Annotated in this window: 26 protein-coding genes; 12 read left to right on the top strand and 14 right to left on the bottom strand. The window is 70.6% G+C overall.

The genetic code is table 11. The features are described 5' to 3' along the window. Positions 1 to 26: 26 nt before the first annotated feature. Entirely contained in the window at positions 27 to 1,292 is a 1,266-nt protein-coding gene (locus J7462_RS29035; protein ID WP_219468924.1) for a multidrug effflux MFS transporter, read from the bottom strand. Between the two features lie 154 nt (positions 1,293 to 1,446). Continuing rightward, positions 1,447 to 2,115: a TetR/AcrR family transcriptional regulator gene (locus J7462_RS32710; protein WP_219468921.1), complete on the bottom strand. Its 669-nt coding sequence runs from the start codon at positions 2,113 to 2,115 to the stop codon at positions 1,447 to 1,449. 53 nt (positions 2,116 to 2,168) lie between these two features. Between J7462_RS32710 and J7462_RS29025 the strand changes: the two genes are divergently transcribed. Continuing rightward, positions 2,169 to 3,023, top strand: a complete 855-nt coding sequence (locus J7462_RS29025) for an alpha/beta fold hydrolase (RefSeq protein WP_219468917.1) — start codon at positions 2,169 to 2,171, stop codon at positions 3,021 to 3,023. A gap of 18 nt (positions 3,024 to 3,041) precedes the next feature. On the opposite strand, the gene J7462_RS29020 is transcribed toward J7462_RS29025, so the two are convergent. Continuing rightward, entirely contained in the window at positions 3,042 to 3,536 is a 495-nt protein-coding gene (locus J7462_RS29020) for an alpha/beta fold hydrolase (protein WP_219468914.1), read from the bottom strand. Next, the gene (locus J7462_RS29015) at positions 3,533 to 4,306 is read right to left on the bottom strand and encodes a phosphotransferase (RefSeq protein ID WP_219468911.1); all 774 of its coding nucleotides are present in this window, start codon (positions 4,304 to 4,306) and stop codon (positions 3,533 to 3,535) included. Before J7462_RS29015 ends, J7462_RS29020 begins: the two co-directional genes overlap by 4 nt. A 101-nt stretch (positions 4,307 to 4,407) precedes the next feature. On the opposite strand from J7462_RS29015, the gene J7462_RS29010 reads away from it, so the two are divergent. Beyond that, positions 4,408 to 4,839: an NUDIX domain-containing protein gene (locus J7462_RS29010; protein ID WP_219468906.1), complete on the top strand. Its 432-nt coding sequence runs from the start codon at positions 4,408 to 4,410 to the stop codon at positions 4,837 to 4,839. On the opposite strand, the gene J7462_RS29005 is transcribed toward J7462_RS29010, so the two are convergent. Beyond that, on the bottom strand, positions 4,813 to 5,247 hold the full coding sequence (locus tag J7462_RS29005; RefSeq protein WP_219468901.1) for a hypothetical protein: 435 nt from the start codon (positions 5,245 to 5,247) through the stop codon (positions 4,813 to 4,815). The genes J7462_RS29010 and J7462_RS29005 overlap by 27 nt on opposite strands. A gap of 58 nt (positions 5,248 to 5,305) precedes the next feature. Further along, positions 5,306 to 5,671, bottom strand: a complete 366-nt coding sequence (locus J7462_RS29000; protein ID WP_219468898.1) for a DoxX family protein — start codon at positions 5,669 to 5,671, stop codon at positions 5,306 to 5,308. Positions 5,672 to 5,787: 116 nt separating this feature from the next. Here J7462_RS29000 and J7462_RS28995 point away from each other — a divergent pair, with 116 nt between their 5' ends. From J7462_RS28995 to J7462_RS28980, 4 genes are all read left to right on the top strand, one after another. Next, positions 5,788 to 6,165, top strand: a complete 378-nt coding sequence (locus tag J7462_RS28995; protein WP_255597939.1) for a helix-turn-helix domain-containing protein — start codon at positions 5,788 to 5,790, stop codon at positions 6,163 to 6,165. A gap of 436 nt (positions 6,166 to 6,601) precedes the next feature. Beyond that, a complete protein-coding gene (locus tag J7462_RS28990) occupies positions 6,602 to 7,708 on the top strand; it encodes a glycosyltransferase 87 family protein (RefSeq protein WP_219468896.1) in 1,107 nt (368 codons plus the stop codon). Between the two features lie 118 nt (positions 7,709 to 7,826). Next, positions 7,827 to 8,057: a helix-turn-helix domain-containing protein gene (locus J7462_RS28985; RefSeq protein ID WP_219468893.1), complete on the top strand. Its 231-nt coding sequence runs from the start codon at positions 7,827 to 7,829 to the stop codon at positions 8,055 to 8,057. 54 nt (positions 8,058 to 8,111) lie between these two features. Beyond that, positions 8,112 to 9,035, top strand: a complete 924-nt coding sequence (locus tag J7462_RS28980; RefSeq protein ID WP_219468890.1) for an AEC family transporter — start codon at positions 8,112 to 8,114, stop codon at positions 9,033 to 9,035. A 303-nt stretch (positions 9,036 to 9,338) separates the two neighbouring features. Here the strand turns inward: J7462_RS28980 and J7462_RS28975 are convergent, their stop codons facing one another. The 5 genes from J7462_RS28975 to J7462_RS28955 all read right to left on the bottom strand — a co-directional run bounded on the left by J7462_RS28975 (position 9,339) and on the right by J7462_RS28955 (position 14,265). Next, entirely contained in the window at positions 9,339 to 12,143 is a 2,805-nt protein-coding gene (locus J7462_RS28975; RefSeq protein WP_219468887.1) for a hypothetical protein, read from the bottom strand. Between the two features lie 261 nt (positions 12,144 to 12,404). Next, positions 12,405 to 12,788: a PIN domain-containing protein gene (locus J7462_RS28970; RefSeq protein ID WP_208569894.1), complete on the bottom strand. Its 384-nt coding sequence runs from the start codon at positions 12,786 to 12,788 to the stop codon at positions 12,405 to 12,407. Continuing rightward, positions 12,785 to 13,033: a type II toxin-antitoxin system Phd/YefM family antitoxin gene (locus J7462_RS28965; protein ID WP_204957158.1), complete on the bottom strand. Its 249-nt coding sequence runs from the start codon at positions 13,031 to 13,033 to the stop codon at positions 12,785 to 12,787. Before J7462_RS28965 ends, J7462_RS28970 begins: the two co-directional genes overlap by 4 nt. Before the next feature lie 144 nt (positions 13,034 to 13,177). Further along, a complete protein-coding gene (locus J7462_RS28960) occupies positions 13,178 to 13,405 on the bottom strand; it encodes a DUF397 domain-containing protein (protein WP_219468885.1) in 228 nt (75 codons plus the stop codon). Then, positions 13,402 to 14,265 (bottom strand): helix-turn-helix transcriptional regulator, encoded by an 864-nt coding sequence (locus J7462_RS28955; protein WP_219468882.1) that lies wholly within the window; start codon positions 14,263 to 14,265, stop codon positions 13,402 to 13,404. The genes J7462_RS28960 and J7462_RS28955 overlap by 4 nt, the downstream gene beginning before the upstream one ends. Positions 14,266 to 14,569: 304 nt before the next feature. On the opposite strand from J7462_RS28955, the gene J7462_RS28950 reads away from it, so the two are divergent. Continuing rightward, positions 14,570 to 14,818, top strand: coding sequence for a DivIVA domain-containing protein (locus tag J7462_RS28950; RefSeq protein WP_204957155.1), 249 nt, complete (start codon positions 14,570 to 14,572; stop codon positions 14,816 to 14,818). 41 nt (positions 14,819 to 14,859) lie between these two features. Continuing rightward, a complete protein-coding gene (locus tag J7462_RS28945; RefSeq protein ID WP_219470814.1) occupies positions 14,860 to 15,090 on the top strand; it encodes a hypothetical protein in 231 nt (76 codons plus the stop codon). A 27-nt stretch (positions 15,091 to 15,117) separates the two neighbouring features. On the opposite strand, the gene J7462_RS28940 is transcribed toward J7462_RS28945, so the two are convergent. Together J7462_RS28940 and J7462_RS28935 are read right to left on the bottom strand one after the other, a co-directional pair. After that, the gene (locus J7462_RS28940) at positions 15,118 to 15,894 is read right to left on the bottom strand and encodes a DeoR/GlpR family DNA-binding transcription regulator (RefSeq protein WP_219468880.1); all 777 of its coding nucleotides are present in this window, start codon (positions 15,892 to 15,894) and stop codon (positions 15,118 to 15,120) included. A gap of 40 nt (positions 15,895 to 15,934) precedes the next feature. After that, positions 15,935 to 17,983: a beta-galactosidase gene (locus J7462_RS28935; RefSeq protein ID WP_219468876.1), complete on the bottom strand. Its 2,049-nt coding sequence runs from the start codon at positions 17,981 to 17,983 to the stop codon at positions 15,935 to 15,937. 276 nt (positions 17,984 to 18,259) lie between these two features. Between J7462_RS28935 and J7462_RS28930 the strand changes: the two genes are divergently transcribed. From J7462_RS28930 to J7462_RS28915, 4 genes are all read left to right on the top strand, one after another. After that, positions 18,260 to 19,585, top strand: coding sequence for an ABC transporter substrate-binding protein (locus tag J7462_RS28930; protein WP_219468873.1), 1,326 nt, complete (start codon positions 18,260 to 18,262; stop codon positions 19,583 to 19,585). A 22-nt stretch (positions 19,586 to 19,607) separates the two neighbouring features. Continuing rightward, positions 19,608 to 20,567: a carbohydrate ABC transporter permease gene (locus tag J7462_RS28925; protein WP_208569901.1), complete on the top strand. Its 960-nt coding sequence runs from the start codon at positions 19,608 to 19,610 to the stop codon at positions 20,565 to 20,567. Beyond that, on the top strand, positions 20,564 to 21,484 hold the full coding sequence (locus J7462_RS28920) for a carbohydrate ABC transporter permease (RefSeq protein WP_219468871.1): 921 nt from the start codon (positions 20,564 to 20,566) through the stop codon (positions 21,482 to 21,484). Before J7462_RS28925 ends, J7462_RS28920 begins: the two co-directional genes overlap by 4 nt. Before the next feature lie 331 nt (positions 21,485 to 21,815). Beyond that, positions 21,816 to 23,843 carry an alpha-galactosidase gene (locus J7462_RS28915; RefSeq protein WP_308291066.1) on the top strand — a complete coding sequence of 676 codons (2,028 nt, stop codon included), beginning with the start codon at positions 21,816 to 21,818 and terminating at the stop codon, positions 23,841 to 23,843. 86 nt (positions 23,844 to 23,929) lie between these two features. On the opposite strand, the gene J7462_RS28910 is transcribed toward J7462_RS28915, so the two are convergent. Then, entirely contained in the window at positions 23,930 to 25,321 is a 1,392-nt protein-coding gene (locus tag J7462_RS28910) for a cellulase family glycosylhydrolase (RefSeq protein WP_219468868.1), read from the bottom strand. Positions 25,322 to 25,673 lie beyond the last annotated feature (352 nt).

The raw sequence follows: 25,673 nt of genomic DNA, 5'->3' as shown, positions 1-25,673 counted from the left end.
GAGCACGCACGGTTACCCGCCGCACCCTAATTGCCAGGACTGTGAAGTGCCTGAAAGGACGCACCGGGGCGGGCCAGCAGCACCAGCATCACGCAGGCCGCCACGAAGAAGACCGCCATGGCCGCCGCCATCGGCAGCAGGCTCGCGTACCCGAGGAGGCCGGTGAGGGGTGTGACCAGCGCGCCCGCGAGGAAACCCAGACCACCCTGGAGCGCGGCGGTGGTGCCGGCGGAACGCCGGCCGGCCTCCTGCGTCAGGGCGGTGCTGGCCGGCAGGGTCAGACCCATGCCGGCGACCACCACGGCGAGCAGCGTCCACGGCACGGCCAGCGGCCACCCGGCCTCCCGGTCGGCCAGGGCGACGACGAGCAGCACGAGGGTGGCCACGGTGGACGCGGCGAGCCCGGCGGCCCGCAACCGGCCGGCTCCGACCCGCCTGACCAGCACCCGGAACAGCAGCCCGGCGGCGGCCATGCCGGCGGCGTTGGTGGCGAAGATGAGGGTGTATCGGGACTCGTCCACCCGGTAGGCGGTCTGGAAGACGAACGCCGAGCCGCCGATGTAGGTGAAGAACCCGGCGATGGCCAGGCAGAGCACGATCAGGTTGGTGAGCACCGTCCGGTCGCGCAGCAGGCCGGCCATCCGCGCCAGCGCCGGGCGTGGGCCGCCGTCGTGCCGGCGGTGCGCGGGCAGCGTCTCCGGCAGGCCGACCAGCGCGGCCACCGCCATCGCCGCCCCCAGCCCGGTGAGGGCGACGAAGACGGTACGCCAGGTGCCGTGGTCGAGGATCACCCCGCCGACGGCCGGTGCCAGCACGGGGCCGAGGAACGTCACCGAGGCGATGCTGCCGAACCGGGCGGCGGCCTGGTCGCCCTGCCACGCGTCGGTCACCATCGCCCGGCCGAGCGCCACCCCGGTGCCGGCCGCGATCCCCTGCCCGAGCCGGGCGAGCACCAGCACCCCGGCGGTCGGGGCGGCGGCGCAGAGCAGCGACAGCAGCACGAAACTCACGGTGCTCACCAGGACGATGCCGCGCCGGCCCCGTACGTCGCTGACCGGGCCGAGCAGGAGCTGACCGGCGGCCACGCCGATGATGAACGCGGTCAGGGTCAGCTGCGCCATGGTGGCGCTGGTGTCCAGGGAGCGCCGCAGTTCGGGTAGGGCGGCGATGTACGCGTCGGTGGCGAACGGTCCCACCCCGGTCAGCAGCACCAGCGCGATCATGGAGGGCTTGCCCGCCGCCCGGTCGGGCCGGTACGACGTGGACGGCGTCTCGACCGGCGGAGGTGTCACCCATGGACCGTAGACGAGCCACGGGTGGAGTGCCGGTGACCGTGCGGGTCGGGCTTCGCGACCAGGAGCCTGTCGAGTGTCAATTGCCTTGACGACCATCTTCGCCGGGGTGGCGTGGCTGTCGGCGTCCTGGGGCGAGGGTCCTCCCGCCGACTCAGTCGGCGTCGTCGACGAGCAGGCCGCGCAGGACGCTGCGTACCGTCGTCGCGAAGAGGTCGCGGGGCGCGGACGGTGACGGGTCGGTGACGGCGGCGACCAGGTTCGGGTAGGCCGCCAGGTCGGTGCCGGCGAAGCCGACCGGCGGGGCGGCGGACTCCTGCCGGGCGAACAGCGACGTCACCCCGGTCATCATGGCGATCGCCTCGAACTTGGTGGTGGTCGCGGCCGGCACCGGCCGCAGGACGGCCAGGCAGTGGTCGAACCAGGCCAGGCTCTGCGGGCCGGGGGCGGTCGGCCGGGGCAGAACCTCCACCAGCCAGGGGTGCCGGCGGTAGAGGTCGAGTTGCCGCCGGGCGAGGCGCAGCATGGTGTCGAGCCAGTCGTCGCCGGCCTCCGGGTAGGGGCGCAACTCCCCCGCCGCCCGGTCGACCATCAGGTCGAGCAGGTCGTCGCGGGAGGACAGGTAGCGGTAGAGCGAGCCGGCGCCGGTGTGCAGCGCGGCGGCGACCGCCCGCATGGAGACCGCGCCGATGCCGTCGGCGTCGGCGGTCGCGATCGCGGCGGCGACGATCTCGTCCCGGGTGTGTGTCGGCGCGGGCCCGCGCTGCCCACGGGCCGGCCGGGACCAGATCGGGGTACGCGCTGGCTCGTCGGGTGAGGTCACCGCTACACTCTAAAACTGCAAACGGTGTTCGCAGTTTTGTTGGGGAGGACGACATGCAACAGCACTGGACCGAGCAACGGGTACCGGCGGCCGACGACGCCGAGATCGTGCTCCACTCCACCGGCAGCGGGCCGGGCATCATCGTGGTGCACGGCGGTGGCGTCACCATCGAGGTCTACCGCCGACTGGCGGTGCGGCTGGCCGACCGGTTCACCGTGCACCTCTACAACCGTCGCGGCCGGGCCGACGCGGCGGCCCGCGCCGAGCCCTACGACGGCGAGCAGGACGTCGACGACCTCGCCGCACTGCTGACCGCCACCGGAGTCGGCAACGTGCTCGGCCACAGCGGCGGCGGCTTCGTGGCCCTGCGCGCCGCCGCCCGTGGACTGCCGATCGACCGCCTCGCCCTCTACGACCCGGCGGTCCAGGTCAACAGCCTGTTCCCCCTCGACTGGGTGCCCGCCGCCCGCGCGGCGGCACACGCGGGCGACATCGCCCGCGCCCTGGCGCTCACCGGGGCCGGCCTCAACACCCAGTCGGCCACGTCGCGCCTGCCACTGGCCGTCCAGGTGGCCATCTGCCGGCTGTTCCTGCATACGACGATCGGGCGCGGCATGGGCGAGCTGTTGCCGACCACCCTGGACGAGAGCGCGCTGATCCAGCAGCACGACAGCTCGCCGCAGCGGTGGGCCGGCATCACCGCCGAGGTGCTGCTGGCCTACGGCGGCAGCGGGCCGCCGTACTACCGGCCGATCAACGAGGCACTGGCCCGGGTCATGCCGCACGCCCGCACGCTGGCGGTGCCCCGCGCCGGCCACGACGCGCTCAACCGCGCCCCGCGACACCTGGTCGACGCGCTCGCCGACTTCTTCACCACCCCGGTCACCTCGGAGCGGGCCCACTCGTGACCCGGCGGCGGGCCGGCCTCAACCCTGCGACGCGGCCGACGCCGACCCGCCGCCGAGGAAGCCCTCCAGGGCTTCGGTGAACCGCGCCGGCTGCTCCTCGGCGGCGTAGTGGCCACAGTCGTCGATGATCGCCTCGGTGACGTCGTCGGCGGCCAGTCGCATCGTCCCGGCGACCAGTGCGCCACTGTAGAGCGCACCGCCGATGGCGAGCACCGGCAGCGTCAGCCGGGTCTTCGCCCGCCGTTCGTTCTGCGCGATCGTCTCGTCCAGCGCCCGGTAGTAGCCGAAGCTGGCCCGCAGCCCGCGCGGGTCAGCGACGATCGCCTCGACGTAGACGTCGACGGCGTACGCGGGGATGGTGGTCGGGGTGGCGGCCTTCGTGGCGAACTGGTAGCCGAAGAACAGTCGTGAGCCGCGCCGGCTTCTCCGGCGAAGAGCTGGCCACCGTCGCCGCAGCCGCCGCCCACCCCCGGGACTGACGGTGCCGGTGACACCCGCCCCCGAAGCGGTCAATGCGTCCAGAAGGTCGCCGGGAGGGCTTCGACGTCGGTCGCGGACTGTTCGAGCAGTGCCGCGATGGGCAGCAGCGCGGTCGCCGCAGCATCCCCGGCGTCGGCCAGGTGACGGATCACGTCCGCCTGCCGCCGGGCCCGCTGCGGCACGGCGGCGGCGAACCCACCCCGGTCGCCCCCGTAGCCGTACGCGTCGAGCAGCAGACGCAACCGGCGGGCCCGCTCGCGCAGGTCGCCGTCGGTCAACGGGCTGCCGTCGCGCGGTAATGCCAGCGGCACCCAGGTCAGCGCGGAGAACGCCAGGTCCCACTCCCGCGACGACGGGCCGGCGGTGTCCCAGTCGCAGAACCCGACCAGCCGGTCACCGTCCACCACCGCGTTGTAGGGGGACGCGTCCTGGTGCCCGACGACCAGCCCGGGGCCCATCGCGCGGCCGACGAACCAGCACTCGTCCGGCGGCGGCGTGAAACCGGCGGTCAGGTCGTGGACCCGGCGCAGCCACCGGCCGACCTGCACCAGCATCACGTCGGCCGACGCCCAGTCGGGCCAGGGCTCCCGGCCGCCGATCGTCTCCCCCGGCAGATAGCTGAGCATCTCGCGGCCCTGGTCGTCGAAGCCGAGCGCGCGGGGGGCGGCGTCGAACCCGGCGTCCTCCAGATGCCGCAGCACCGCGTGCACGGTGGTCGTCCACCGCGACGCCCGCTTGTGTACGACACCGTCGATCAACACGGCACCCGTGGTGTTGCCGCCGGGAAGCACCTCTTCACGCATCTGCCGGGTATACCGTGCGTCACGACGCTGACGACACCGAATTTCGTCCGACCGGACCCGGCCACGGCCCGACTGTCCCACCCCTGTGTTCGAATCCCGGCATGCACATCGTCGTCTGCGGCGCACTCGTGGTGAACCACGCGGCTCTGCTGGTACACCGCAGTCCGGCCCGCCTGGCGTACCCGGATCTGTGGGATCTACCCGGGGGTCACGTCGAGGCGGGCGAGTCCGAACGCCAGGCCCTCGCCCGTGAGCTGCGCGAGGAGGTCGGCGTCGAGATCGTCGCGGAGTCCTGCTCCCGGCTGGGCGAGCTGCGGTCCGGCAGCGGCGGGGACGCCGTACACGTGGGTGTGTGGCACGTCGGAGCCTGGCTCGGCTCGCCCACCAACCGTGCGCCCGACGAGCATGACGACCTCGCCTGGGTCGGGCTCAGCGAGCTGGGCGGGCTTCCCCTCGTGCACAGCGGCCTACCGGCGCTGCTCCGCGCCCTGGACCGGCCGCCCGCCTCACGCCTGATCGAGGAGGTGGCGTGACGGCAGGTAGTCGATCTTCGTATCGGCGTAGACGCCGAGCGTGCCGTCGTCGAGGCACCTCAGGCCGACGCTGAGCCAGCGCACCTCGCCGTCGGCACCGAGCGCGTAGCCGACCGCGACGGCGAACTCCTCACCCCCGCAGGGGCAGGAGCAGGACTCGTGACCGGTCTCGTCCCAGTAGTCGGCGCTGTCGCCGATGAAGGCGACCGCACCGCAGGCGAGGCAGGTCCGCCGGGTCGCCTCCTCCTCGTCGATGTCGACGCGGAAGGCACGGCCGTCGCACCCGGCGCACCGGGACTCCACCACCGTGGCGACCGGGTAACCGCCCGCCGCGAAGTAGCGGAGGTAGTCGGCGAGGTCGTCGACGTTCTCCCCGCGCCACAACTTCCCGGACCTGTCGAGTGCCATCCCGGCATTCTGCCTGGTGCGGGCGGTGCGTCGGCGAGCCGGACGACCCTCGTGCGGCTCATACCCAGGTGGTGGCCAGCCAGGTGGCGACGGCGGCGGTCACCAGCAGGACGACGTTGAGCCCGAGCTGGCGGATCTCGCCCCGGGACAGGTGCACCGCGATGCCGCCGACCTGGATCAGGATGAACCCGACGGCCGCCGCGACGGCGAGCCAGGGTGCGATCCCGGTCAGCGGCGGCAGGACCAGGCCGGCCGCGCCGAGCACCTCCAGCACCCCGATGGTCCGGACCAGCGGCATGGGTACGCGGTCGACCCAGCCCATCATCGGTTGCAACTGCTCCCGGCTCTGGGTGGCCTTCTTGCCCCCGGCGTAGAGATAGAAGACGGCCAGCAGGGCGGCGATGATCCAGTAGGCGAGTGTCATGACAGATCCTCCAGCTCTGAACACGATGGTTACGAGAAGGAACTAGCCACATCATGTGTCAGTATCGGAGGGCTTACAAAAGGCACACGGGTGTGCGTAAGGCACAGGGGGTGGTCATGTCGCAGTACGAACACACCTGCATGATCCGGGGCGACGGCGGCCGGACCATCCGGGCGATCCTGGACCGGATCTGCAACAAATGGACGCTGCTCATCGTGGCGACGCTCGACGCGGGCGCACTGCGCTTCACCGAGCTGCACCAGCAGATCCCCGGCATCTCCCAGCGCATGTTGACGCTCACCCTGCGCCACCTGGAGCACGACGGCCTGGTGTCCCGCACGGCGTACGCGGAGGTCCCGCCCCGGGTGGAGTACGCGCTGACCCCCACCGGCAAGAGCCTCATCCCGCCCGCGCTGGCCCTCGCCGGCTGGGCCATCGAACACGTCCCCCACATCGAGGCGAGCCGGGCCCTCCACCAGACCCCGCCGGAATGACCGACCCCCGCCAGTCCCCGGGCCGACGCGACGCCACCCGCCGGTGACGCTGGTAGTTGACGCAGGCGCGCGCCTCGCCGGTGGCGCTCCGCCGCAGACACTCGTCACGACCGTCACGAGCTACTGCACGTCATCGTCGTCGGGGCTGCACAGTGGAGAGAGAGGCTGACAGACCGCAGCACGGGCTCCTGCCGGGAGCGCGGCGTTCTCTGTGGGAGACCCGAGCGAGGGCGGTCGAGTGTGGATGGGGTTCGCGTGGCGCTATGGTCGGCGAATGTCAGACAGCCGCTGCTCGCCGGGAAGCGCCCCCAGCGGGAAGCCTCCCGCGCTGCGAGGGGTCGGCCCGGTCCTGGCCGTGGTCGTCGCCGCTGCCGCCCTGGCAGGGGCAGCGGCCTGGGCGGCGGTACCTGCCAAGCTGAGCGTCCACGGAGAATTCGTGGATCTCTCGGTCTACCAGTATGGCGGCCGGCTGGTCCTCGACGGTATGCCGCTCTACGGGTCCCGTGACCCGGCGACCAACCTGCGGTTCACCTATCCGCCGTTCGCGGCCCTGGCGATGGTGCCGCTGGGTCCGCTGCCGTTCTGGCTCGCTACGGCGTTGTGGACTGCGGCCTCGGTGGCCGCGTTGGCCGGGGCCGTCGCGCTGGTGGGCCGCGCGCTCGGCCGCCCCGTGGCAGGGTGGCATGTCGCGCTGCCGACCGTGGGTGCGCTCGCTCTGGAGCCGGTGTGGCAGAACCTCACGTTCGGCCAGATCAACCTGCTACTGATGCTGGCGGTGCTCATCGATCTGGTCCATCCGGAACGACGCTGGTCCGGCGTCCTCGTGGGCATCGCAGCCGGGGTGAAGCTGACCCCGCTCGTGTTCGTCGTGCTGTTGGTGATGGTCGGTCGCCGCACGACGGCAGGGCGGGCGCTCCTGGCTTTCGCCGGTACCGTGGCGATCGGGGTCGCGGTCATCCCGGGCTCGGCAAGGGCGTACTGGACCGAGAATCTCTTCTCGGCGGGCCGGGTGGGTCCCCCGCAACTTGCCCACAACCAGTCGGTGTTCGGCGTGCTCACCCGGCTACTCGACGCTCCGCCGCCGAACCTGCTGTGGCTTGCGGTCGCCGGGCCGCTCGCTGCCGCGGTCGTGGTCATCGGCGCCGTGTGTTGGCGACGCGGCGATCGGGTGCTGGGCACCGGCCTGGGAGCGTTGGCCATGTTGCTCGCTTCGCCGATCTCATGGTCCCACCACTGGGTGTGGGCCGTTCCGGTCGGGCTGGCGCTGTGGCAGCACAACCGATGGGCGGGCCTCGCGTGGATCGCGGTCTTCGTGGCCCGCCCGTTCCTGTGGCCACCGTGGGGTTGGCGCCGCGAGTACGAATGGACCCCGGTGGAGCACGTCGTCGGCAACGCCTACGTCCTCGCCGCCCTCGCCGTGTCCGTCGGGGTGGCGGTGGCGCTCGGCCGTCGGGTCGGCCCGCTCGCCCGGCGACCAGATGACGGTGGGGGACGCCAGGATGGCCGGTCGTTCACCGGCCACCCTGGCCTGTCCGGTGGATGATCGCCAGGCCGCCTACGCCTGCGAGATCTGTCCTCGTACCGGCGTCAGGTGCCGTTGAAGACGTGGATGGAGGGCTTACAAAAGGCACACGGGTGCGCGTAAGGCACAGGGGGTGGTCATGTCGCAGTACGAACACACCTGCATGATCCGGGGCGACGGCGGCCGGACCATCCGGGACGGCCTGGTGTCCCGCACGGCGTACGCGGAGGTCCCGCCCCGGGTGGAGTACGCGCTGACCCCCACCGGCAAGAGCCTCATCCCACCCGCGCTGGCCCTCGCCGGCTGGGCCATCGAACACGTCCCCCACATCGAGGAGAGCCGAGCCCTCCACCAGACCCCGCCGGAATGACCGACCCCCGCCAGTCCCCGGGCCGACGCGACGCCACCCGCCGGTAACGCCCGGATGAGCCTGGTGTCGGCGTTCGTACCGATCTGGGTCCTCACCGTGATCGGCTACGCGGCCTGTCGTGGGGGCCTGCTGGGCGCGGCGGGAGCGTCGGTGCTCGGCCGCTTCGTGTTCCATCTGGCGATGCCGGCCGCCCTGTTCCTGGCCCTGTCCCGGATGCCGTTCTCCGGGCTCGCCGGCCGCCCGCTGCTCGCCTTCGGGGTGAGCACGGCCGCGGTCGTCGGGTTCGGGTGGGTCGGCGCGGGCCGGCTGTTCGGTCGCGAGCCCGGCGAACGGCCCGTCTGGGGCATGGCCGCCGGCTACGTGAACTCGGCGAACCTCGGCATCCCGATCGCCACGCAGGTCCTCGGCGACGTGTCGTTCCTGGCGCAGGTCGTGCTGCTGCAGGTGCTCGTGGTGGCACCCGTGATCCTGATCGCCCTGGACCGGCGCCGCGACCCGGCCGGGCGGGTACGGGTCCGCCGGATCGCCTCCCTGCCGGTACGCAACCCGGTGATCCTGGCGTCGCTGCTCGGTGTCGCGTGCTCGGCCGCCGACCTGCACCTGCCGTCGGCGGCCGGCGCGTCGCTCACCCTGCTGTCGGGCGCCGCGGTTCCCGCCGCCCTGGTCGCGCTCGGCGCGTCGCTGCACCGCACCGCGCCCTCACCGGCAGAGCCGGCCGAGCCCGCCGCCCTGGCCGTGATCACCGCGCTGAAGCTCGTCGCGCAACCGGTCATCGCGTACGCGGCCGGGCTGGCCCTGCACCTGTCCGCGCCGCAGGTGCTGGCCGTGGTGGTGTGCGCGGGCCTGCCGACGGCGCAGAACACGTTCATTTTCGCCCAGGAGTACGGCGTCGGTGAGGCGGTGGCCAACCGGGCGGTGGTGCTGACCACGACACTGTCGCTGGCCACCCTGGCCACGGCAGCCGCACTGCTCGGGTAGGTCCGCGTCGGCGATGTGGTTGTCTCGACAGCGGAGCTGCCCACCACCGTTGAGGCAGTGGGCAGCCCACGCTACCTGTGGATCAGAGGTTGCCGCTGCGGTTGAGCCAGGCGCGGACTACGCCTTCGCGGTAGACGACGAGGTAGTCGGCCTTCCCGTCGCCGGGTTGAATGCCGGATGGCCGGTCAGGCCCCGGCGCTCGCAAAGTTCGGCGCTCGCCGTCCTTGACGCCGCCGACGAAGCCCGTCCGGCCAACGGCCGACCCTCTGCTGTCGGAGGGCCGGCCGTGCCGCATCGCGGTCGTCAGGTGCCGTTGGAGACGTGGATGGAGTAGCGGGTGGTGTCGGTGTCCGTGCCGTCCGCCTTGTGGCCGGTCACCGACAGGGTGTACGTCTCGAAGTTCTGCGTCGGCGTGTAGGTGATCGACGCCCTCCCTTGGCTGTCAGCCGGCACGTCGGTCGAGGGGCCGTCGTCGACCTGCCAGGAGAAGGACACGATTCCCGCAGTGCCGCCGCTGAACTCGAAGGTGCCGGGGACACCGGCACCGCCAGACCAGACGCCGTCCGGATACTGGGCGCTCACGACGTAGGGCGCATTGCCGACCGTGAAGTCGTAATCCGTCACGGGCGAGAGTTCACCGCCCGCCGTCAGGCTCCGCACGTGCAGCGTGTTCGTACCGTTGCGTTCGAACGGCACCGCGACGCGCGTCGCCGTACCGTCGGCGCTCGCCGGCAGGATCTGCTCCGGGCCGTCGTTGACCCGATAGTGGTACTCGGTCACCTCGCCGAACAGTTGGGTGCTGAAGTAGAAGTATCCGGTCCAGCCGATCCCCGCCCGGGACCAGTCGTAGGTGCTGTAGACAGCGACCTTGTTGTCCCGAACGCTGAACGGCGCGATCCGCAGGTCCGATTCGGTGCCGTCCGCGCCGATGCTCGTGACCCGCACGTCGTTGTAGCCCCACGAGCCCGGCGTGTACGTGACCGTCGCGGTGCCGTCGGGACCGGCCGCGACGGTCGCCTCGTCGGCGCCGTTCAACGAGTAGCGGTAGGAGCCGACGTCCGGCAGCCCCGGATGGAAAGTGAACGTCACGGTCCGACCGACGGTGCCGTCGCCCTCCGGCGTCTGCGTGACCACGGGGCCGGACCAGATGCCGAACGTGTAGGTGGTGGCGGGCGAGCGCGTACCGTCCGACAGCAGCGCCTGAACGACCACGGTGTTGTCGCCGGCGTGCGTCGGCGTGACCGTGATGAGAGCGTACGGATTGCCCTCGGTGAGCACGGTCTGCTCGCTGCCGCCGTCGAACCGGTAGACGAATCCGGTCAGGTTCGGCAGTTGGCTCTGCAACTCGACGCTCAGCGGCACGCCGACGCCGTCCCGGCGCGGCCAGCTGCTCAGCTCGTTGGCGTAGGCGGTCGGGCGGGTGTCGATGATGTTGAACTGGTGGTCCGCTTCCATCGACGTGGAACCGTCCGCCCGCACCGACCTGACGACCATCGAGTGCCAGCCCGGCGTCGCCGTCCACGGCAGTACGGCGGTGTCGTCGTCGGCTGCCGGAATGGTCTTCCACTCGTCGTCGAGGTTGTACTCGTAGGCGACGACATCGTTGCTGTGCGGGGTGAACCGGAACGAGCCCACCTTGCCCGCGACCTGGTCGGTGTCCAGGTTGAACTCCGCCGACTCGATGCCGGGAGCATCGGTGACCCAGACCTGCAGGGTTTCCTGCCCGATCAGCTTGTTGTTGGCGTAGCTCCGGACAGCCACCTCGATCAGGCCGGTGGCGGTGAACGTGACAGGGCCGGTGGCCTTGCCATCGACCGCCGGGAGGCGGACCTCCGCGCTGTCCTTGAGCTGGTACCCGAACGCGGTGGTCTCGGGCTTCGACGCGATGAACGTGATCGTGCTCGGCAGGCCGACACCCTGCACGACGACATCGACGCGGGGTGCCGTCTCGGCGACCCGGAACCGGTAGGTCTTCTCGGGCCCCCGGTTACCCGCCGCGTCCACGGACGCGACATAGAGGTCGGTGACGATCCGCAGCTTCGGGGTGTACTTCAGGGTCGCCCTGCCGCCCGGGTGCCGGGCCGGAATCTGGCCGGAATACCCCATGGAGTCACGCCAGGTGAACGCGACCACGTCACGGTCGCCAGCCCCGTCGAAACGGAACGTTCCCTCGATGCCGGTGCCACCGCCCGGGGAGTCACCCTCGGGATAGGTCCGCGACGACACCTTCGGCGGATCGGCCGGTGCGGTCACGTCCATGACCAGGTAGCAGATCCTGCTCCATGGGCCCTGGTCGTAGTAGTCGCTGGCCTGTGCCTGCCAGGCGAGGACCGTACCGTCGGCGTACTGGCTCAGGTCGGTGCCGTAGTAGTCGTGGAATTCGCGACGCTGGTCGGGGTGGTCGACCGGCCAGAGCGCGTACAGCACGGTCGGGTGGTCGCCCTCGTCCGCATCACTGGGGGTGGCTGAGAAGACCGTGTTCCGCGCCGCCGGCGACGGCTTGGCCAGCGTGCCGCACGGCCGGTCCGGGTACTTCAGTTTGAGGTTCGTGACCGTGGGCGGGTGGTTCGCCGTCGCACTGAGCACCGGCTTGTCGAAGGTACGACCGGTCCACCCGACGCCTTCCTGATCGGCGGCGACCCGGTACTCCAGGGTGATGCTCTTTTCACCTCGGCTGAGCGCCGCGTTGAGCGTGGCAACCATGTCGAGGCCCAGGTAGCTGGGGCAATAGGCGGCGCCGGCACCCCGCTTGGCGGTCAACAGCTTCTCGATCTCGGCCGGCGGACGCAGCCAGGTGGTGTTGCTCTTGACCGGGCGGGTCCGCCACACCTCGATGGTTGCCGGGGCGGAGCAGTCGACGACCGACTTCTCGTTCGTCCACAGGTATGAGCTGTGGACGACCGTGCCCTTCAGCGTGGTCAGGTCGTAGGTGAAGTAGGAGCGGTAGATGTGCGTACGGTCGGCCTCGTCGCGGGAGGTTCCGACCGGCGGCGCCACCGTCGCATCGACGACCTTCGCGTCCGGGTTCTGCGAGTCAAGATAGGCCCAGCTCTTCAGCGTCACATCGAACGAGTCGGCGGCCGAGGCTGGAGAACCGGTGGTCACCATGGCTGCCACAACCGCAAGAACCGTCAGCGGTATGGCCGCTCTGAGGCGTCTCATATGGACTTGTACCCTCCCCCGTGGCGGCGTCTCTGTCGACGCCGAGGGCGTCATCGTAGCGAGGGGAGCGCGATCCGTAGGGGCGGTTTTCGACGCCCTCCGAGGTGCGGGACCAGGCAGCTCGGGTGGTGGCCGGCCCCAATGACATGGCCGGCGGGTGTCGGGAATGGCAGATCCCAGGACGACGAGTTCCCGGAACGGGTCACGTCAAATTGTGCGGATCGTGATCAGGTCTTCGAGTCCTGCGAGATCGCTGGCGTTGCGGGTGTAGACGGCGGCGTCGTGGGCGTGTGCGGTCGCGGCGATGAGCAGATCCATCACTCTGGCGCGCGGCTGACGGCCGGTCTCGACGACGCGGGCAGCCAGTCGTGCGTAGCTGTCGGCGATCACGTCGTCGATGGGCAGTGGATCAAATCGGCGCTGGATGGCGCTCAACCGCGCCAACCGGAGTGCCCTCGCCTCGGCGGTCTTGGCGACCAGGACACCGAACTGGAGTTCGGCAAGGCTGGCAACGCTGATGGCCAGCTCACCCGGGATCGGCGTTACGTCGTTGGCGATGAGGACGCTGGTGTCGAGGATGCCCCGACTCACCGCTCGGCCCATGGGTCGGTGACGACACCGTCCAGGAGATCCCGATCGTCTGCCCAGGCGGGGTCCGTAGGTTGGTCGAACACGCCGGCGAGGTCGTCCCACTCCCGCCAGGTCCGGGGGCTGACCGGGCCGAGCACGGCTGCCGGACGGCCGGCGACGGTGATCGTCAAACGTTCACCCGCCTGCGCACGACGCACCAGGTCGCTGGCGTTCTGCCGCATCTCCCGAAGCCCCACCTCATGCATACGACCAACGTAGCACATGTGCTACGCGGTGCTGGCGAACCTCACTACGGACAGGCGCACCGCGATGCCGCGGCCGCGGAGGATCTTGGCGGCAGATGGCCCCCTGGAGGGCCGAAATCACCAAGATCCTCCCGGAACCGATGTTCAGTGGGAGGCGTTGGCGAAATCGAACTCGCCGTCCTTGACTCCACCGACGAAGGCCGCCCACTCGTCAGCCGTGTAGACGATCGTCGCCGCGTCACGCGCCTTGCTGTGTCGCACGGCCACCCGACCCGAGCCGTCAAGCAACGGCCCCGCCTCCACACAACTCCCGCCGTTGCTGTCGCTCTTGGTGCTGATGTGCCAGGCAACCGCAGGCAAAGCCTCGTTCATGCCAACTCCTCTGCAATGGCCCCCATCAGGGCGGTGGACTCGTCCTTGCCGAGTGCGGACTTCGACAATCGATCGTACGCACGAAGAAAGCGCTCGGCCTTCGGCGACTCCATGTAGAGCCGGCCGCCGAGTGATTCGACGTAAGCAACCGCAGGGTACGGTTCAGGAAGATGGAAGATCCAGAACGTGCCGTCGAGTCCCTGGTGGAGAGCGACCGACGACGGCATGATCTGGATACGAACCTGCGGTAGGGCCTGGAGTTTCACCAGGTGTGCGAGCTGGTCCCGAAGAACCTGGGCACCACCGACCCGGCGACGCATGACGGATTCGTCGATGACGGTATGAATCGTGATCGGGCGTTCCTTGGAGAGCACTTCCTGGCGGGAGAGCCGCAGCTCGACCCAGCGGTTGATCATCGACTCGGACGCCTCCGGCTCGGCCGCGTTCCGGATCACCGCCTCGGCGTAGGCCCGGGTCTGGAGCAGCCCCGGCACGAGGGTCATGTGAAAGCAGCACACCTTGTCGGCCCGGCCCTCCAGCCACGGGTACTCGATGAAGGACGAGTCGACGACGTCGCCGTAGTCCTCGTCCCACCGGTCGGTGCGCCACACGTCCTCGGCCAGCGCCAGCAGGCGGGCCCGCTCGGCGGCATGGTGGAAACCGTAGAGGTCGAGCAGTGCGACGACGTCACCCTTGCGGATCGGCCAGTCCGCCCGCTCGTAGCGCCCGAGCGCCGACATGTCGCGTTGCAGGTGCTCCGAGACGAGTTTCAAGGTCATTCCGCGTTCTTCCCGGAGGGCGCGGAGTTGTTGGCCGAGCCACTGCGCGCGCAGGGTCCGTATGAACGGCTTGTGCGGCATGATCCACCTCTCGAAAAAGTTGACGAGGCCCGCGAAGGAACCATTGCTCCAGTTCCAGCCCACTGGAAATGTGGCCTTCGGGTGAGGGTGATCACCGGCCCCCGGGGACGCCCGGTGCAAGCGCAGTAACCGCGGCTGTGCCAACAGCCGAGAAGGTGACGAGAGACGGCCTCGCGGGTGGCAGCCGCATACCGGATCTCGTCGGGTCTCAACATGAAGCCGAATTCCGGCTCCGACCGACTTGCTGAATACCTATCACGGCAGCGTGGGTTCCCGCGACCCCGTACCCGTCAGGAGGCGACGAATGATCCGCGACGACGGCACCCTGCCGGCCCGGCTGCATCCGGTCTTGGTCCGCGACCACCAGTTCCCCACCGCCGGCTTCGGCCGGCGGGGCCTCGATCCCCGGGAGGTGCGCCGGTTCCTGATCCGGCTCGCCCTGGAGCTGGCCAGCCTGCATCAGGAGGTGACCCGGCTGACCGGGGAGAACACGAGGCTCAAGCGGCTGCTGCGGGACCGCCGCAGCGCCCAGGCCAACCGTCCCCCGTGCTGAGCCACGGGCCGACGACCCGCCGGGACGACGGTCACCGCTACGTGGTGCACCTGCCCGTGAGGGTCACGACCGAGGAGCAGGCGTTGCGTTTCGCATACACGCTGGCGCGGTCGTTGGCCTTGGTGCCGGGGGTCGAGGTGGCCGGGGCCACCGTCTCCGCCGAGGACGCCCAGCACGTACGACGGTGGGTGTTCTGTGACCGGATCATGGCTGGCCGGCGGCGCTGCCGGGCGCGGGCCGACCACGACGGGCCGTGCGACCCCGAACGGTGACCGAGGTCGGCGGGGACGCGACGGCGGTCAGTCGACCTCGACGACGACCAGCTCACCGACCTGTTCGCCGATCTGCTGGCGGCCGTCCGCCGGCAGCCCGGCGTCGGTGATCAACAGATCGGCCTCGGCCAGCGGGGCGATGGTGGCGATGCCGATCGTCTCCCACTTGGTGTGGTCGGCCAGCACCACCAGGTGCCGGGCCGCCCCGATCAACCGCTTGTTGACCGCCGCCTCCAGCAGGTTGGGGGTGGTGAACCCGGTGCGCGGGCTCATCCCGTGCACGCCGAGAAAGAGCAGATCCACATTCAGGGTACGGATCGCCGCCTCGGCCACCGGCCCGGTCAGCGCGTCCGACGGGGTACGCATGCCGCCGGTCAACACGACCGTCTGGTCGACGCGCGGATTCTGGTAGAGCGCATCGGCGACCGGGATCGAGTTGGTCACCACGGTCAGCCCGGGCACGTCGCCGAGCAGGGTGGCCAACGCGGCGGTGGTGGTGCCGGCGGACAGCGCGACGGCCATGCCGGGCTCGACCATCCGGGCGGCCCGGCCGGCGATGGCCCGTTTCTCGTCCTGCTGGCGGATCGACTTCGCGGCGAAGCCGGGTTCCTCGGCCGACCCGGGGCCGGCCAGGGTCGCCCCGCCGTGCACCTTGTCGACCAGCCCCCGCTCGGCCAACACCTCCAGGTCGCGGCGGATCGTCATGTCGGAGACGCCGAACCGGGCGACCAGGTGGCTGACCCGCACCCCGCCGCGCTGCCGGATCAGCTCCAGGATGGCGTTCTGCCGTTGCTGAGCGAGCATCGAACCTCCCAACCGCGCGGACGAGGGAACGGTACGCAGGTCAGGCCGCTGCGGCCGGGGGCGGTTCAACCGCTGGGACCGCCTCCGTCACCGCCTGCTCCTCCCGGACCACGGCCACCTCCCCGGCGGGCACCCGCAGCGTCCCGCCGCAGGGCTGACCGGTGAGCAGGTCGGTGCCGGTCGCGTCGAGGGTCACCTCGGCGTCGGTGTGGTTGACCACGAACAGCCAGGACCGGTCGTCGGCCCGGCGGCGGACCACCTCGACGCCCGTCGGGGCGACGACCGGTGGGCGTACCCCGGCTTCGGTGAGCAGCCGGCCCACCAGGGCGTCGGTGGCCGCCTCGTCGAGCCGGGTGGCCAGGTACCAGGCGGTGCCGTCGCCGACCCGGTGCCGGGTCAGCGCGGGCACACCCGGCAGCGGACCGTCCTCGTAGGACGCCATCACCTCGGCGCCGGCCGGGTGCAGCCACTCGGTCCACACGTCGGCGGTGGACCCGTCGTCGAGGACGACCCGGTCGCCGGCCAACAGCGGGAAGAACTCCTCGGTACGCACCCCGAGCAGCTCCCGGAACGCCCCCGGGTAGCCGCCGAGCCGGATGTGGTCGTGCTCGTCGACGATCCCACTGAAGTACGTCACCAGCGCCGTGCCGCCCCCGGCGACGTACCGGCTCAGCGCCTCGGCGTCGGCGTCGCGCACCAGGTAGAGGGTGGGGACGAGGACCAGCCGGTAGCCGGACAGGTCGGTCGACGGGTGCACCACGTCGGCGGTGACGCCGGCCCGCCACAGCGCGTCGTAGAGCGCCCGCATCCGGTCGGCGTAGGTGACGTCGACGCTGGGGTGGGAGTCCAGCTCGACACCCCACCACGCCTCCCAGTCGAACAGGATCGCCACCTCGGCGTCGACCCGGCTGCCGCGTACCTCGGCCAGGGCCCTGAGGTCGGCGCCGAGCCGGCAGACCTCGTCGAAGACCTTGGTGTCCGGGCCGGCGTGCGGGACCAGGGCGGAGTGGAACTTCTCCGCGCCGGCCCGGGAGGCCCGCCACTGGAAGAACAGCACCCCGTCGGCGCCGCGCGCCACGTGGGTGAGGCTGTTGCGGCGCAGCTGGCCGGGGGTCTTGGCGACGTTGCGGGGTTGCCAGTTGACCGCGCTGGTGGAGTGTTCCATGAGCAGCCACGGGTCACCGCCGGCCACGCCCCGGGTGTGGTCGGCGGCGAACGCCAGGCCCAGGTGGGCGTACGGGTCGGTGACGGTCAGGTAGTGGTCGTTGGCGACCAGGTCCACGTCGGACGCCCAGGAGTGGTAGTCCATGTGTTTGATGCCCATGCCGATCATGAAGTTGGTGGTGACCGGCTGGCGGACCCGCCGCTTGAGCACCTCCCGTTCGGCGCGCAGCTGGGCGCGCTGGGCGTCGGAGGAGAAGCGCAGGAAGTCGAGCTGCTGGGTGGGGTTGGCGAAGGTGAGCGCGGCGCGCGGCGGGTTGATCTCGGCCCAGTCGTGGTAGCGCTGGCTCCAGAAGGTGGTGCCCCAGGCGTCGTTGAGCCGGTCGAGGTCGCCGTAGCGCTCCCGCAGCCACTCCCGGAACGCATCGGCGCTGACGTCGCAATAGCAGTGCACGTTGTGGCAGCCCAGCTCGTTGGAGACGTGCCACATGACGACGGCGGGGTGCTCGGCGTACCGGTCGGCGACCGCCTCGACTAGGGCCAGCGAACGCTGGCGGAAGATCGGCGAGCTGGGGCAGTAGCCCTGCCGGCCGCCGGGCCACAGCACGGTGCCGTCGGCGGTACGCGGCAGCGTCTCGGGGTGCCGGTGCGCCAGCCACGGGGGCGGACTGGCGGTGGCGGTGGCCAGGTCGACGTGGATGCCGCCGGCGTGCAGGACGTCGAGGGCGCGGTCGAGCCAGTCGAACTCGTACCGGCCGGGGGACGGTTCGAGCAGGGCCCAGGAGAAGATTCCGACCGAGACGAGGTTGACGCCGGCCCGGCGCATGAGCGCGACGTCGTCGGCCCAGACCTGCTCGGGCCACTGCTCGGGGTTGTAGTCGGCGCCGAAGTAGATCCCGTCGCCCTGCCAGCTGCCGTGTTGCCGCATGAGAGCAGAGCGTGCCCCTAGCGGTCGATCAAGTCAACACTTTCCAACACGAGCGGATTTTCCAACGTTTACCTCCCAGGCCACCTGCCAACGCTCCGATACCGATCCGGAGCTGCCCTCTTGACAGGGCCGCACGGACGGGTAGCTTCAAGCGCCACCGGGAGTTTGTGTTGGCCAATGTTCATTCTCGGTGGATCTATGTTGGCATTCCCCACTCCCTCCCCCACCACTGACGGCCCTCGGGCGCAGCGCACCTCTTCATCCGCAGGAGGCACCATGTCCCGTCCCCGCACCGAAGCCGAGTACCTCTCCCGGCTCGTACCGTCCTCCGTCGCCGGCATCGGACGACGCTCCCTGCTCACCGGGGTCGGCGCGGGCGCGCTGCTCGGCACCGGGCTGCTCGCCGGCTGTGGCTCCGACTCCGGGTCGGGCAGCGACAGCAAGGAGGTGTCGCTCGGCTCCAACCAGTCCGACCCGCAGCCCAAGGGGGTCATCGCCAAGGTGATGGACGGGTTCAAGACCTCGTCCGGCATCACGGCCAGCATCAACACCGTCGACCACAACACCTACCAGGAGAACATCAACAACTACCTCCAGGGCAAGCCGGACGACGTGTTCATGTGGTTCGCCGGCTACCGGATGCGCTTCTTCGCCGCGAAGGGCCTGGCCGGCGACATCAGCGACCTGTGGGGCAAGCTCTCCGGCTACTCCGACGCGTTCAAGAAGGCGTCCACCGGGGACGACGGCAAGCAGTACTTCGTGCCGTCGTCGTACTACCCGTGGGCGATGTTCTACCGCAAGTCGGTCTGGAAGCAGCACGGCTACCAGGTGCCGACCACACTCGACCAGCTCACCGCCCTCAGCGCGCAGATGAAGCGGGACGGGCTCACCCCGATCGCCTTCGCCGACAAGGACGGCTGGCCGGCGATGGGCACCTTCGACATCCTCAACCTGCGCATCAACGGCTACCAGTTCCACATCGACCTGATGGCCGGCAAGGAGGCGTGGACCTCCGACAAGGTCAAGAAGGTCTTCGACACCTGGGCCGGGCTGCTGCCGCTGCACCAGCCGGACAGCCTGGGCCGCACCTGGCAGGAGGCCGCCCAGTCGTTGCAGCAGAAGAAGAGCGGCATGTACCTGCTCGGTCTCTTCGTCGCCCAGCAGTTCGGCAACGACGAGCAGGACGACATCGACTTCTTCACCTTCCCCGAGATCGACCCGGCCATCGGGGCCAAGGCGCTGGACGCGCCGATCGACGGCTACATGCTGGCCCGCAAGCCGAAGTCCGAGGCCAACGCCAAGAAACTGCTGGAGTTCGTCGGCTCCAAGGAGGCCGCCGACATCACGGTGAAGAACGACCCGACCACCCTCGTCGCCAACAGCGGCGCGGACACCAGCGGCTACACCGCCCTGCAGAAGAAGGCCGCCGAGCTGGTCGGCTCGGCCACCGAGATCGCCCAGTTCCTCGACCGCGACACCCGGCCGGACTTCGCCTCCACGGTGATCATCCCGGCGCTCCAGCAGTTCATCAAGAACCCCAAGGACATCGACGGGCTGGTCAACAGCATCGAGAACCAGAAAAAGTCGATCTTCACCAGCTGACGGCGAGAGGGGGAGGACCGTCGTGTCCGACCTGCCCCTGATCCAAGCGGATCACGCCGTACCGGCACCGACCCCGGCCACCCCCACCCGGGGTGGTCGTGGTCGGCGGCTACGGCTCCTGTCCCGCACCGACCGCGTGGTGATCACGCTGATGGTGCTCGTACCGCTGCTGCTGGTGGTCGCCCTGGTCTGGTTTCCCGCGCTGGCCACCGTGGCGCTCTCCGGCACCGACTGGGACGGCATCGGCCCGCTGAGCGAGATCGACTGGGTCGGTGGCCGGAACTACTCCGACGTGGTCAACATCTACCCGCCGTTCGTGCCGGCGATGCAGAACAACCTGCTCTGGCTGGCCGCACTGTTCGTGGTCGCCACCCCGTTCGGGATGTTCCTCGCCGTGCTCCTCGACAAGGAGATCCGCGGCAGCCGGTTCTACCAGACCGCGCTCTACCTGCCGGTGGTGCTGTCGCTGGCGCTGATCGGTTTCGTCTGGCAGCTCATCTACTCCCGGGACCAGGGTCTGCTCAACGCCGTCCTGGGCAGCCAGACCGACTGGTACGGCGACCCGAACGTCAACATCTGGGCGGTGCTGGTCGCGGCCGGCTGGCGGCACGTCGGCTACATCATGCTGCTCTACCTGGCCGGACTCAAGGGCGTCGACCCGTCACTGCGGGAGGCCGCCTCGGTCGACGGGGCATCGGAGACCAGCACCTTCTTCCGGGTGATCTTCCCGGTGCTGCGGCCCATCAACATCATCGTGCTGGTGGTGACGGTGATCGAGTCGCTGCGCGCGTTCGACCTGGTCTGGGTGATCAACAAGGGGCGCAACGGCCTGGAGCTGATCTCCGCCCTGGTCACCCAGAACGTCGTCGGCGAGGCCAGCCGGATCGGCTTCGGCTCCGCCCTGGCGACGATCATGCTGGCCGTCTCGCTGGTCTTCATCACCGTCTACCTGGCCGTCGTCATGAGGGAGAACCGGCGATGAGCGCGTCGACCACGACCCGTCCGCCGACCTCGGAGCCGGCGTCCGAGGCCGCCCCGCGCCGTCGGCCGCTGCGCCCCGCCCGGGTGGCGCTGCACCTGTTCCTCGGCGCGGTCGCCGTCGGTTGGCTCTTCCCGATCCTCTGGGCGGTGCTGACCTCACTGCGCTCCTACGAGTACACCGCCGCCAACGGGTACGTCTCGTTCGGCGGCTGGACGCTCGACAACTACGTCACCGCCTGGCGGACCGCCGAGTTCGGCAAGCACTTCCTCAACTCGGTCTACATCACCGTCCCGGCGGTGCTGCTGACCCTGTTCCTCGCCTCGTGCGTGGCGTTCGTGATCGCCCGGTTCAGCTGGAAACTCAACATCGTCCTGCTCGGTCTGTTCACCGCCGCCAACCTGCTGCCCCAGCAGGCGTTGCTGATCCCGCTGTTCCGGATCTTCACCGAGGTGCCGCTGCCGGAGTTCATGAGCGACTCCGAGCTGCTCTACGACAGCTACTGGGGGCTGATCCTGGTCAACGTGGCCTTCCAGTGCGGCTTCTGCGTCTTCGTGCTGAGCAACTACATGAAGGCGCTGCCCCGCGACCTCTACGAGGCGGCCATGGTGGACGGGGCGAGCATCTGGCGGCAGTACTGGCAGGTGACCATGCCGCTGTGCCGGCCGGCGCTGGCGGCGCTGGCCACCCTGGAGGTGACCTGGATCTACAACGAGTTCTTCTGGGCCACCGTGCTGATGCGCACCGGCGACAAGTTCCCGGTCACCAGCTCGCTGAACAACCTGCGCGGCGAGTTCTTCACCGACAACAACCTGGTGTCGGCCGGCTCGGTGCTGGTCGCCATCCCCACCCTGGTGATCTTCTTCCTGTTGCAGAAGCAGTTCGTCAAGGGCCTGACCCTGGGCGCGTCCAAAGGCTGACCCGACCGTCCCGCCCCCACCGGCACTGGCCCGGCGCTGGGGTATCCGACTGCGCGGGGGGACATGGATTTACATGAGAGCGATATGCCTGTCAGGCATAAATATGACCGCCAGGCATATCGCTCTCACGCGAATGATGTCCCCCTGGCCGCCGCAACGACAGTGACGACGCCGCCGACGTGCCCGTACCGCCGACGTGCCCGGATCCGGAGATGAGCGCCATGACCCTTCCCACCGTGCTTCACCTGCGCCGGGGCCGCACCAGCCTGGTGCTCGACGCGCGCGGCCCGGGACTGCCCCGGATCGTGCACTGGGGGCCGACCTCGGTCCGGTGCCCGCCGACGACCTGCCGGCCCTGGTCGACGCCACCGTGCCGCCGGTGGTGCCGAGCAGCTTCGACGCGCCGACCGTGCTGTCCCTGCTGCCCGAGGCGAGCGCCGGCTGGAGCGGCCGGCCCGGCCTCGCCGGCCACCGCGCCGGCCACGACTGGTCCACCGCATTCCGGCTCGACAGCCTCGACGTCGACGACCCGGGTGGGGCGGCGCGGGTGAGCGTGCGGGCGACGGACCCGGGCGTCGGGTTGACCCTGACCGTCGAGATCACCCTCGACCCGGTCGGGGTGCTGACCGTGCGGCACCGGCTGCGCAACGACGCCGACCAACCCTACGAGGTACGCGAGCTGACGCCGGTGCTGCCCGTGCCGCCGGTCGCCACCGAACTGCTCGACCTCACCGGGCGCTGGTGCCGCGAACGCGCACCGCAACGGCACACATGGTCGCAGGGCGCGTGGGTCCGCGAGGGGCGGCACGGCCGCACCGGGCACGACGCCACCCTGCTGCTGGTCGCCGGCACCGCCGGGTTCGGCTTCGGCCACGGCGAGGTGTGGGCGGTGCACACCGCGTGGAGCGGCGACCACGTGACCGTCGCCGAACGCCGCCCGACCGGGGAGTCCACCCTGGGCGGCGGGGAGCTGCTCGCCCCCGGCGAGATCGTCCTCGGCCCCGGCGACGAGTACGCCACCCCGCTGCTCTACGCGGTGCACTCCCCCGCCGGGCTGGACGGGCTCAGCGACCTGCTGCACACCCACCTGCGGGCCCGACCCGGCCACCCCCGCACGCCGCGCCCGGTCACCCTCAACGTCTGGGAGGCGGTCTACTTCGACCACGACCTGGACCGGTTGCGGACCCTCGCCGACCGGGCCGCCGAGGTGGGGGTCGAGCGGTTCGTCCTCGACGACGGCTGGTTCACCGGCCGCCGGCACGACCGGGCCGGCCTGGGCGACTGGCAGGTCGACGCCGACGTCTGGCCCGCCGGCCTGGGGCCGCTCATCGAGCATGTTCGCGGGCACGGCATGCAGTTCGGGCTCTGGGTCGAACCGGAGATGGTCAACCCCGACTCGGAGCTGTACCGCGCCCACCCCGACTGGGTGCTCGCCGCCCCCGGCCGGCTACCCCTGCCGTGGCGGCACCAGCAGGTGCTGGACCTGGCCAACCCGGCGGCGTACGCGCACCTGCTCGGTCGGCTCGACGCGCTGCTCACCGGGAACCCGGGGATCAGTTACCTCAAGTGGGACCACAACCGGGACCTCACCGAGGCCGGGCACGCCGGCCGGCCCGGGGTGCACGCGCAGACCCTGGCGGCCTACCGGCTCTTCGACGAGCTACGCGCCCGGCACCCGCACCTGGAGATCGAGAGCTGCTCGTCCGGCGGGGCCCGGGTCGACCTGGAGATCCTGCGGCGCACCGACCGGGTCTGGGCCAGCGACACCAACGACGCCCTGGAACGGCTGTCCATCCAACGCTGGACCGGCCTGCTGCTGCCCCCGGAACTGGTCGGCACACACATCGGCCCGGGGCGTTCGCACACCACCGGCCGGGTGCACACCCTGGGCTTCCGGGCGGTCACCGCGCTCTTCGGCCACCACGGCATCGAATGGGACATCGTCGCGATCGACGCCGAGGAGCGGGCCGAGCTGACCGCCTGGGTGGCCCTGCACAAGCGGCTCCGGCCGCTGCTGCACACCGGGCGGGTGGTGCGGTTCGATCATCCGGACCCGGCCGTACAGGCGCACGGCGTGGTCGCCCACGACCGCTCCCGCGCCGTGTACGCGGTGTCCCGGGTGGCCACCTCCGGCACGCAGACCCCCGGCCCGGTCCGCCTGCCCGGCCTCGACCCGACCCGCCGCTACGCCGTCCGGCCCGCCGATGGGGTGCCGCAGCCGGCGGCGATGCAGATCACCGAACCCCGCTGGCTGCCCGGCGTGACGCTGGGCGGCGCGGTGCTGGCGACGGTGGGTCTGCACCTGCCGGCCCTGCACCCGGAACAGGCCCTGCTGCTGGAGGTCGACGCGGTCGACTGACCGGCCGCCGGAGGCAGGGCGCCACCCCGGCGAGGACGGTGGTGGCCGGGCCCCAGGGGACCCGGCCACCGGTGCTGCGGAGGCGGTCAGCTCGCGGTGCAGGTCACCGTGGGGGCCGGGTTGCTGCCGGTCCAACTGCCGATGAAACCGAAGGCCGCGCTGGCCCCGGCACCGAGCCGGCCGTTGTAGTCGACGTTGCGCGCGGTCACCGTGCTGCCGCTGCTGCTCAGCGTCGCGTTCCAGGCCTGGCTGACGGTCTGGCCGTTGGCGTAGGTCCACTTCGTCGTCCAGCCGTTGATGGCCGCGCTGCCGGCGGTCACCTTGACCTCACCCTGGAACCCGCCCTGCCACGAACCGATGATCGTGTACGTCGCGGTGCAGCCACCGGTCGCCGGCGGGGTCGTGACCGGCGGGGTGGTGGGCGGCGGGCTGGTCGGCGGGGTCGTGGGCGGGGTGGTCGGCGGCGTGGTGGGCGGCGTCGTCGGGGTGGTGCCGGAGTAGACCGACGCCTCCTTCGCGGTCGACTTGATGCCGTTGACGCCGTTGAAGATCCGCTGCCCCCAGGTGGTCAGGGCGGCCGGGTTGAAGTTGGTGGTCATGTCGAGGTACTCCACGCCACCGCCGTTGCCGCTCCACGACCAGCCGAGGTAACCGATCCCGTTGGCCTGGGTGTACGACAGGATGGTGTCCTCGTCGGGGTTGCCGTCGGAGTGGTCGAAACCGAACTCGCCGACCACGATGGGCAGCTTGGCGGTGCGGAACCGGCCCAGGTAGTCGCTGATCTCGGCGGCGGTGTCGAAGACGCCGTACATGTGGATCGAGAAGACGGTGTTCTTCTGCGGGTCGGCGGCGAACACCCCGGCCGCGTTGTCGCGCATGGTGAACGACCAGTCCTGACCCCAGTTCGGGGCGTCCACCATGATCGTGTGGGTGATGCCGCCGGCCCGCAGCCGCTTGATCGCGTTGGCGTTGTCGGTGGCCCAGGTGGCGTAGCCCTGGTTGCCGTACGGCTCGTTGCCGATGTTGACGATGACGTACCGCTCCTGGCCCTGCAGGGCGCTGGCGATGCTCAGCCAGTAGTCGACCGCCCGGTCCAGGGTGATCGCCCCGGCCTGCTCGCCGTAGCCGGTGGTGTCGTGCACCTCCAGCACGCAGATCAGCTTGTTGGCCTTGCAGAGCGAGATGACGTTGCTGACGTCGGCGGCGGTGTTCTTGGTCCAGCGGTCACCGCTGGCCAGGACCACCCGCACGGTGTTCGCACCGAGCGCCTTGATGTTGGCGAAGGAGGTGGTCTGCTGCGGGTACCAGGTGTGGGCGTGGTTGACACCACGCATGATGAACTCGTTGCCGTTCGCGTCGTAGAGCTTGCCACCGGAGACCGTGAAACCGGCTGCGGCCTGGGCCGGCTGACCGAAGGCGAACACGGCGGCGAGGACGGTGAGCAGGGCGACACCGGCGACGGAAAGTCGCTTCTTCATGGGTTTCCTCAGGAAGGGTCGACCCCGTTGCCCTGGCGGGGTGGCGATGCTGGTGGGTGGCGCTCGGCTGCAGCCCGACAGCCGCCGCCGGAACTCCCTGGCCGCGTGCGGATCAGCGTATGCCGATGGAGCCGGGAAGGCAACCGGTTAAGTTGCTGACGCGTTTCCCGCCGGGCCTGTGGCGACCCACACCGACCATGGGCCGCCACAGGGGGCAGTCATCCCCACCACAGGATGTGACACCACCAGCCTGAACCGGTTAAGTCGGACCCCAGACCCCCCTCCCGGGACCGTCAAGGGTCACCCGGTCGGGCGAGCCGGCCGCACCGGCGAGGTTGACCGGCGTCGCGCA

It is taken from the genome of Micromonospora sp. RL09-050-HVF-A (assembly GCF_019374995.1).
Taxonomy (GTDB): Bacteria; Actinomycetota; Actinomycetes; order Mycobacteriales; family Micromonosporaceae; genus Micromonospora; species Micromonospora antibiotica.
Note: the sequence above shows the minus strand (reverse complement) of the source record. Positions and strands in the feature narration are given on the sequence as shown.

Bases quoted from the DNA above. Each gene is read 5' to 3' on its own strand.
- J7462_RS28960 (WP_219468885.1), bottom strand. From the start codon at position 13,405: ATGAACGAGGCTTTGCCTGCGGTTGCCTGGCACATCAGCACCAAGAGC.
- J7462_RS28985 (WP_219468893.1), top strand. From the start codon at position 7,827: ATGTCGCAGTACGAACACACCTGCATGATCCGGGGCGACGGCGGCCGG.
- J7462_RS28935 (WP_219468876.1), bottom strand. From the start codon at position 17,983: ATGCGGCAACACGGCAGCTGGCAGGGCGACGGGATCTACTTCGGCGCC.
- J7462_RS28940 (WP_219468880.1), bottom strand. From the start codon at position 15,894: ATGCTCGCTCAGCAACGGCAGAACGCCATCCTGGAGCTGATCCGGCAG.
- J7462_RS29000 (WP_219468898.1), bottom strand. From the start codon at position 5,671: ATGACACTCGCCTACTGGATCATCGCCGCCCTGCTGGCCGTCTTCTAT.
- J7462_RS28950 (WP_204957155.1), top strand. From the start codon at position 14,570: ATGATCCGCGACGACGGCACCCTGCCGGCCCGGCTGCATCCGGTCTTG.
- J7462_RS29015 (WP_219468911.1), bottom strand. From the start codon at position 4,306: ATGCGTGAAGAGGTGCTTCCCGGCGGCAACACCACGGGTGCCGTGTTG.
- J7462_RS28910 (WP_219468868.1), bottom strand. From the start codon at position 25,321: ATGAAGAAGCGACTTTCCGTCGCCGGTGTCGCCCTGCTCACCGTCCTC.
- J7462_RS28920 (WP_219468871.1), top strand. From the start codon at position 20,564: ATGAGCGCGTCGACCACGACCCGTCCGCCGACCTCGGAGCCGGCGTCC.
- J7462_RS28965 (WP_204957158.1), bottom strand. From the start codon at position 13,033: ATGCATGAGGTGGGGCTTCGGGAGATGCGGCAGAACGCCAGCGACCTG.
- J7462_RS28955 (WP_219468882.1), bottom strand. From the start codon at position 14,265: ATGCCGCACAAGCCGTTCATACGGACCCTGCGCGCGCAGTGGCTCGGC.
- J7462_RS28975 (WP_219468887.1), bottom strand. From the start codon at position 12,143: ATGGTGACCACCGGTTCTCCAGCCTCGGCCGCCGACTCGTTCGATGTG.
- J7462_RS28930 (WP_219468873.1), top strand. From the start codon at position 18,260: ATGTCCCGTCCCCGCACCGAAGCCGAGTACCTCTCCCGGCTCGTACCG.
- J7462_RS29010 (WP_219468906.1), top strand. From the start codon at position 4,408: ATGCACATCGTCGTCTGCGGCGCACTCGTGGTGAACCACGCGGCTCTG.
- J7462_RS29025 (WP_219468917.1), top strand. From the start codon at position 2,169: ATGCAACAGCACTGGACCGAGCAACGGGTACCGGCGGCCGACGACGCC.
- J7462_RS28980 (WP_219468890.1), top strand. From the start codon at position 8,112: ATGAGCCTGGTGTCGGCGTTCGTACCGATCTGGGTCCTCACCGTGATC.
- J7462_RS29005 (WP_219468901.1), bottom strand. From the start codon at position 5,247: ATGGCACTCGACAGGTCCGGGAAGTTGTGGCGCGGGGAGAACGTCGAC.
- J7462_RS28995 (WP_255597939.1), top strand. From the start codon at position 5,788: ATGTCGCAGTACGAACACACCTGCATGATCCGGGGCGACGGCGGCCGG.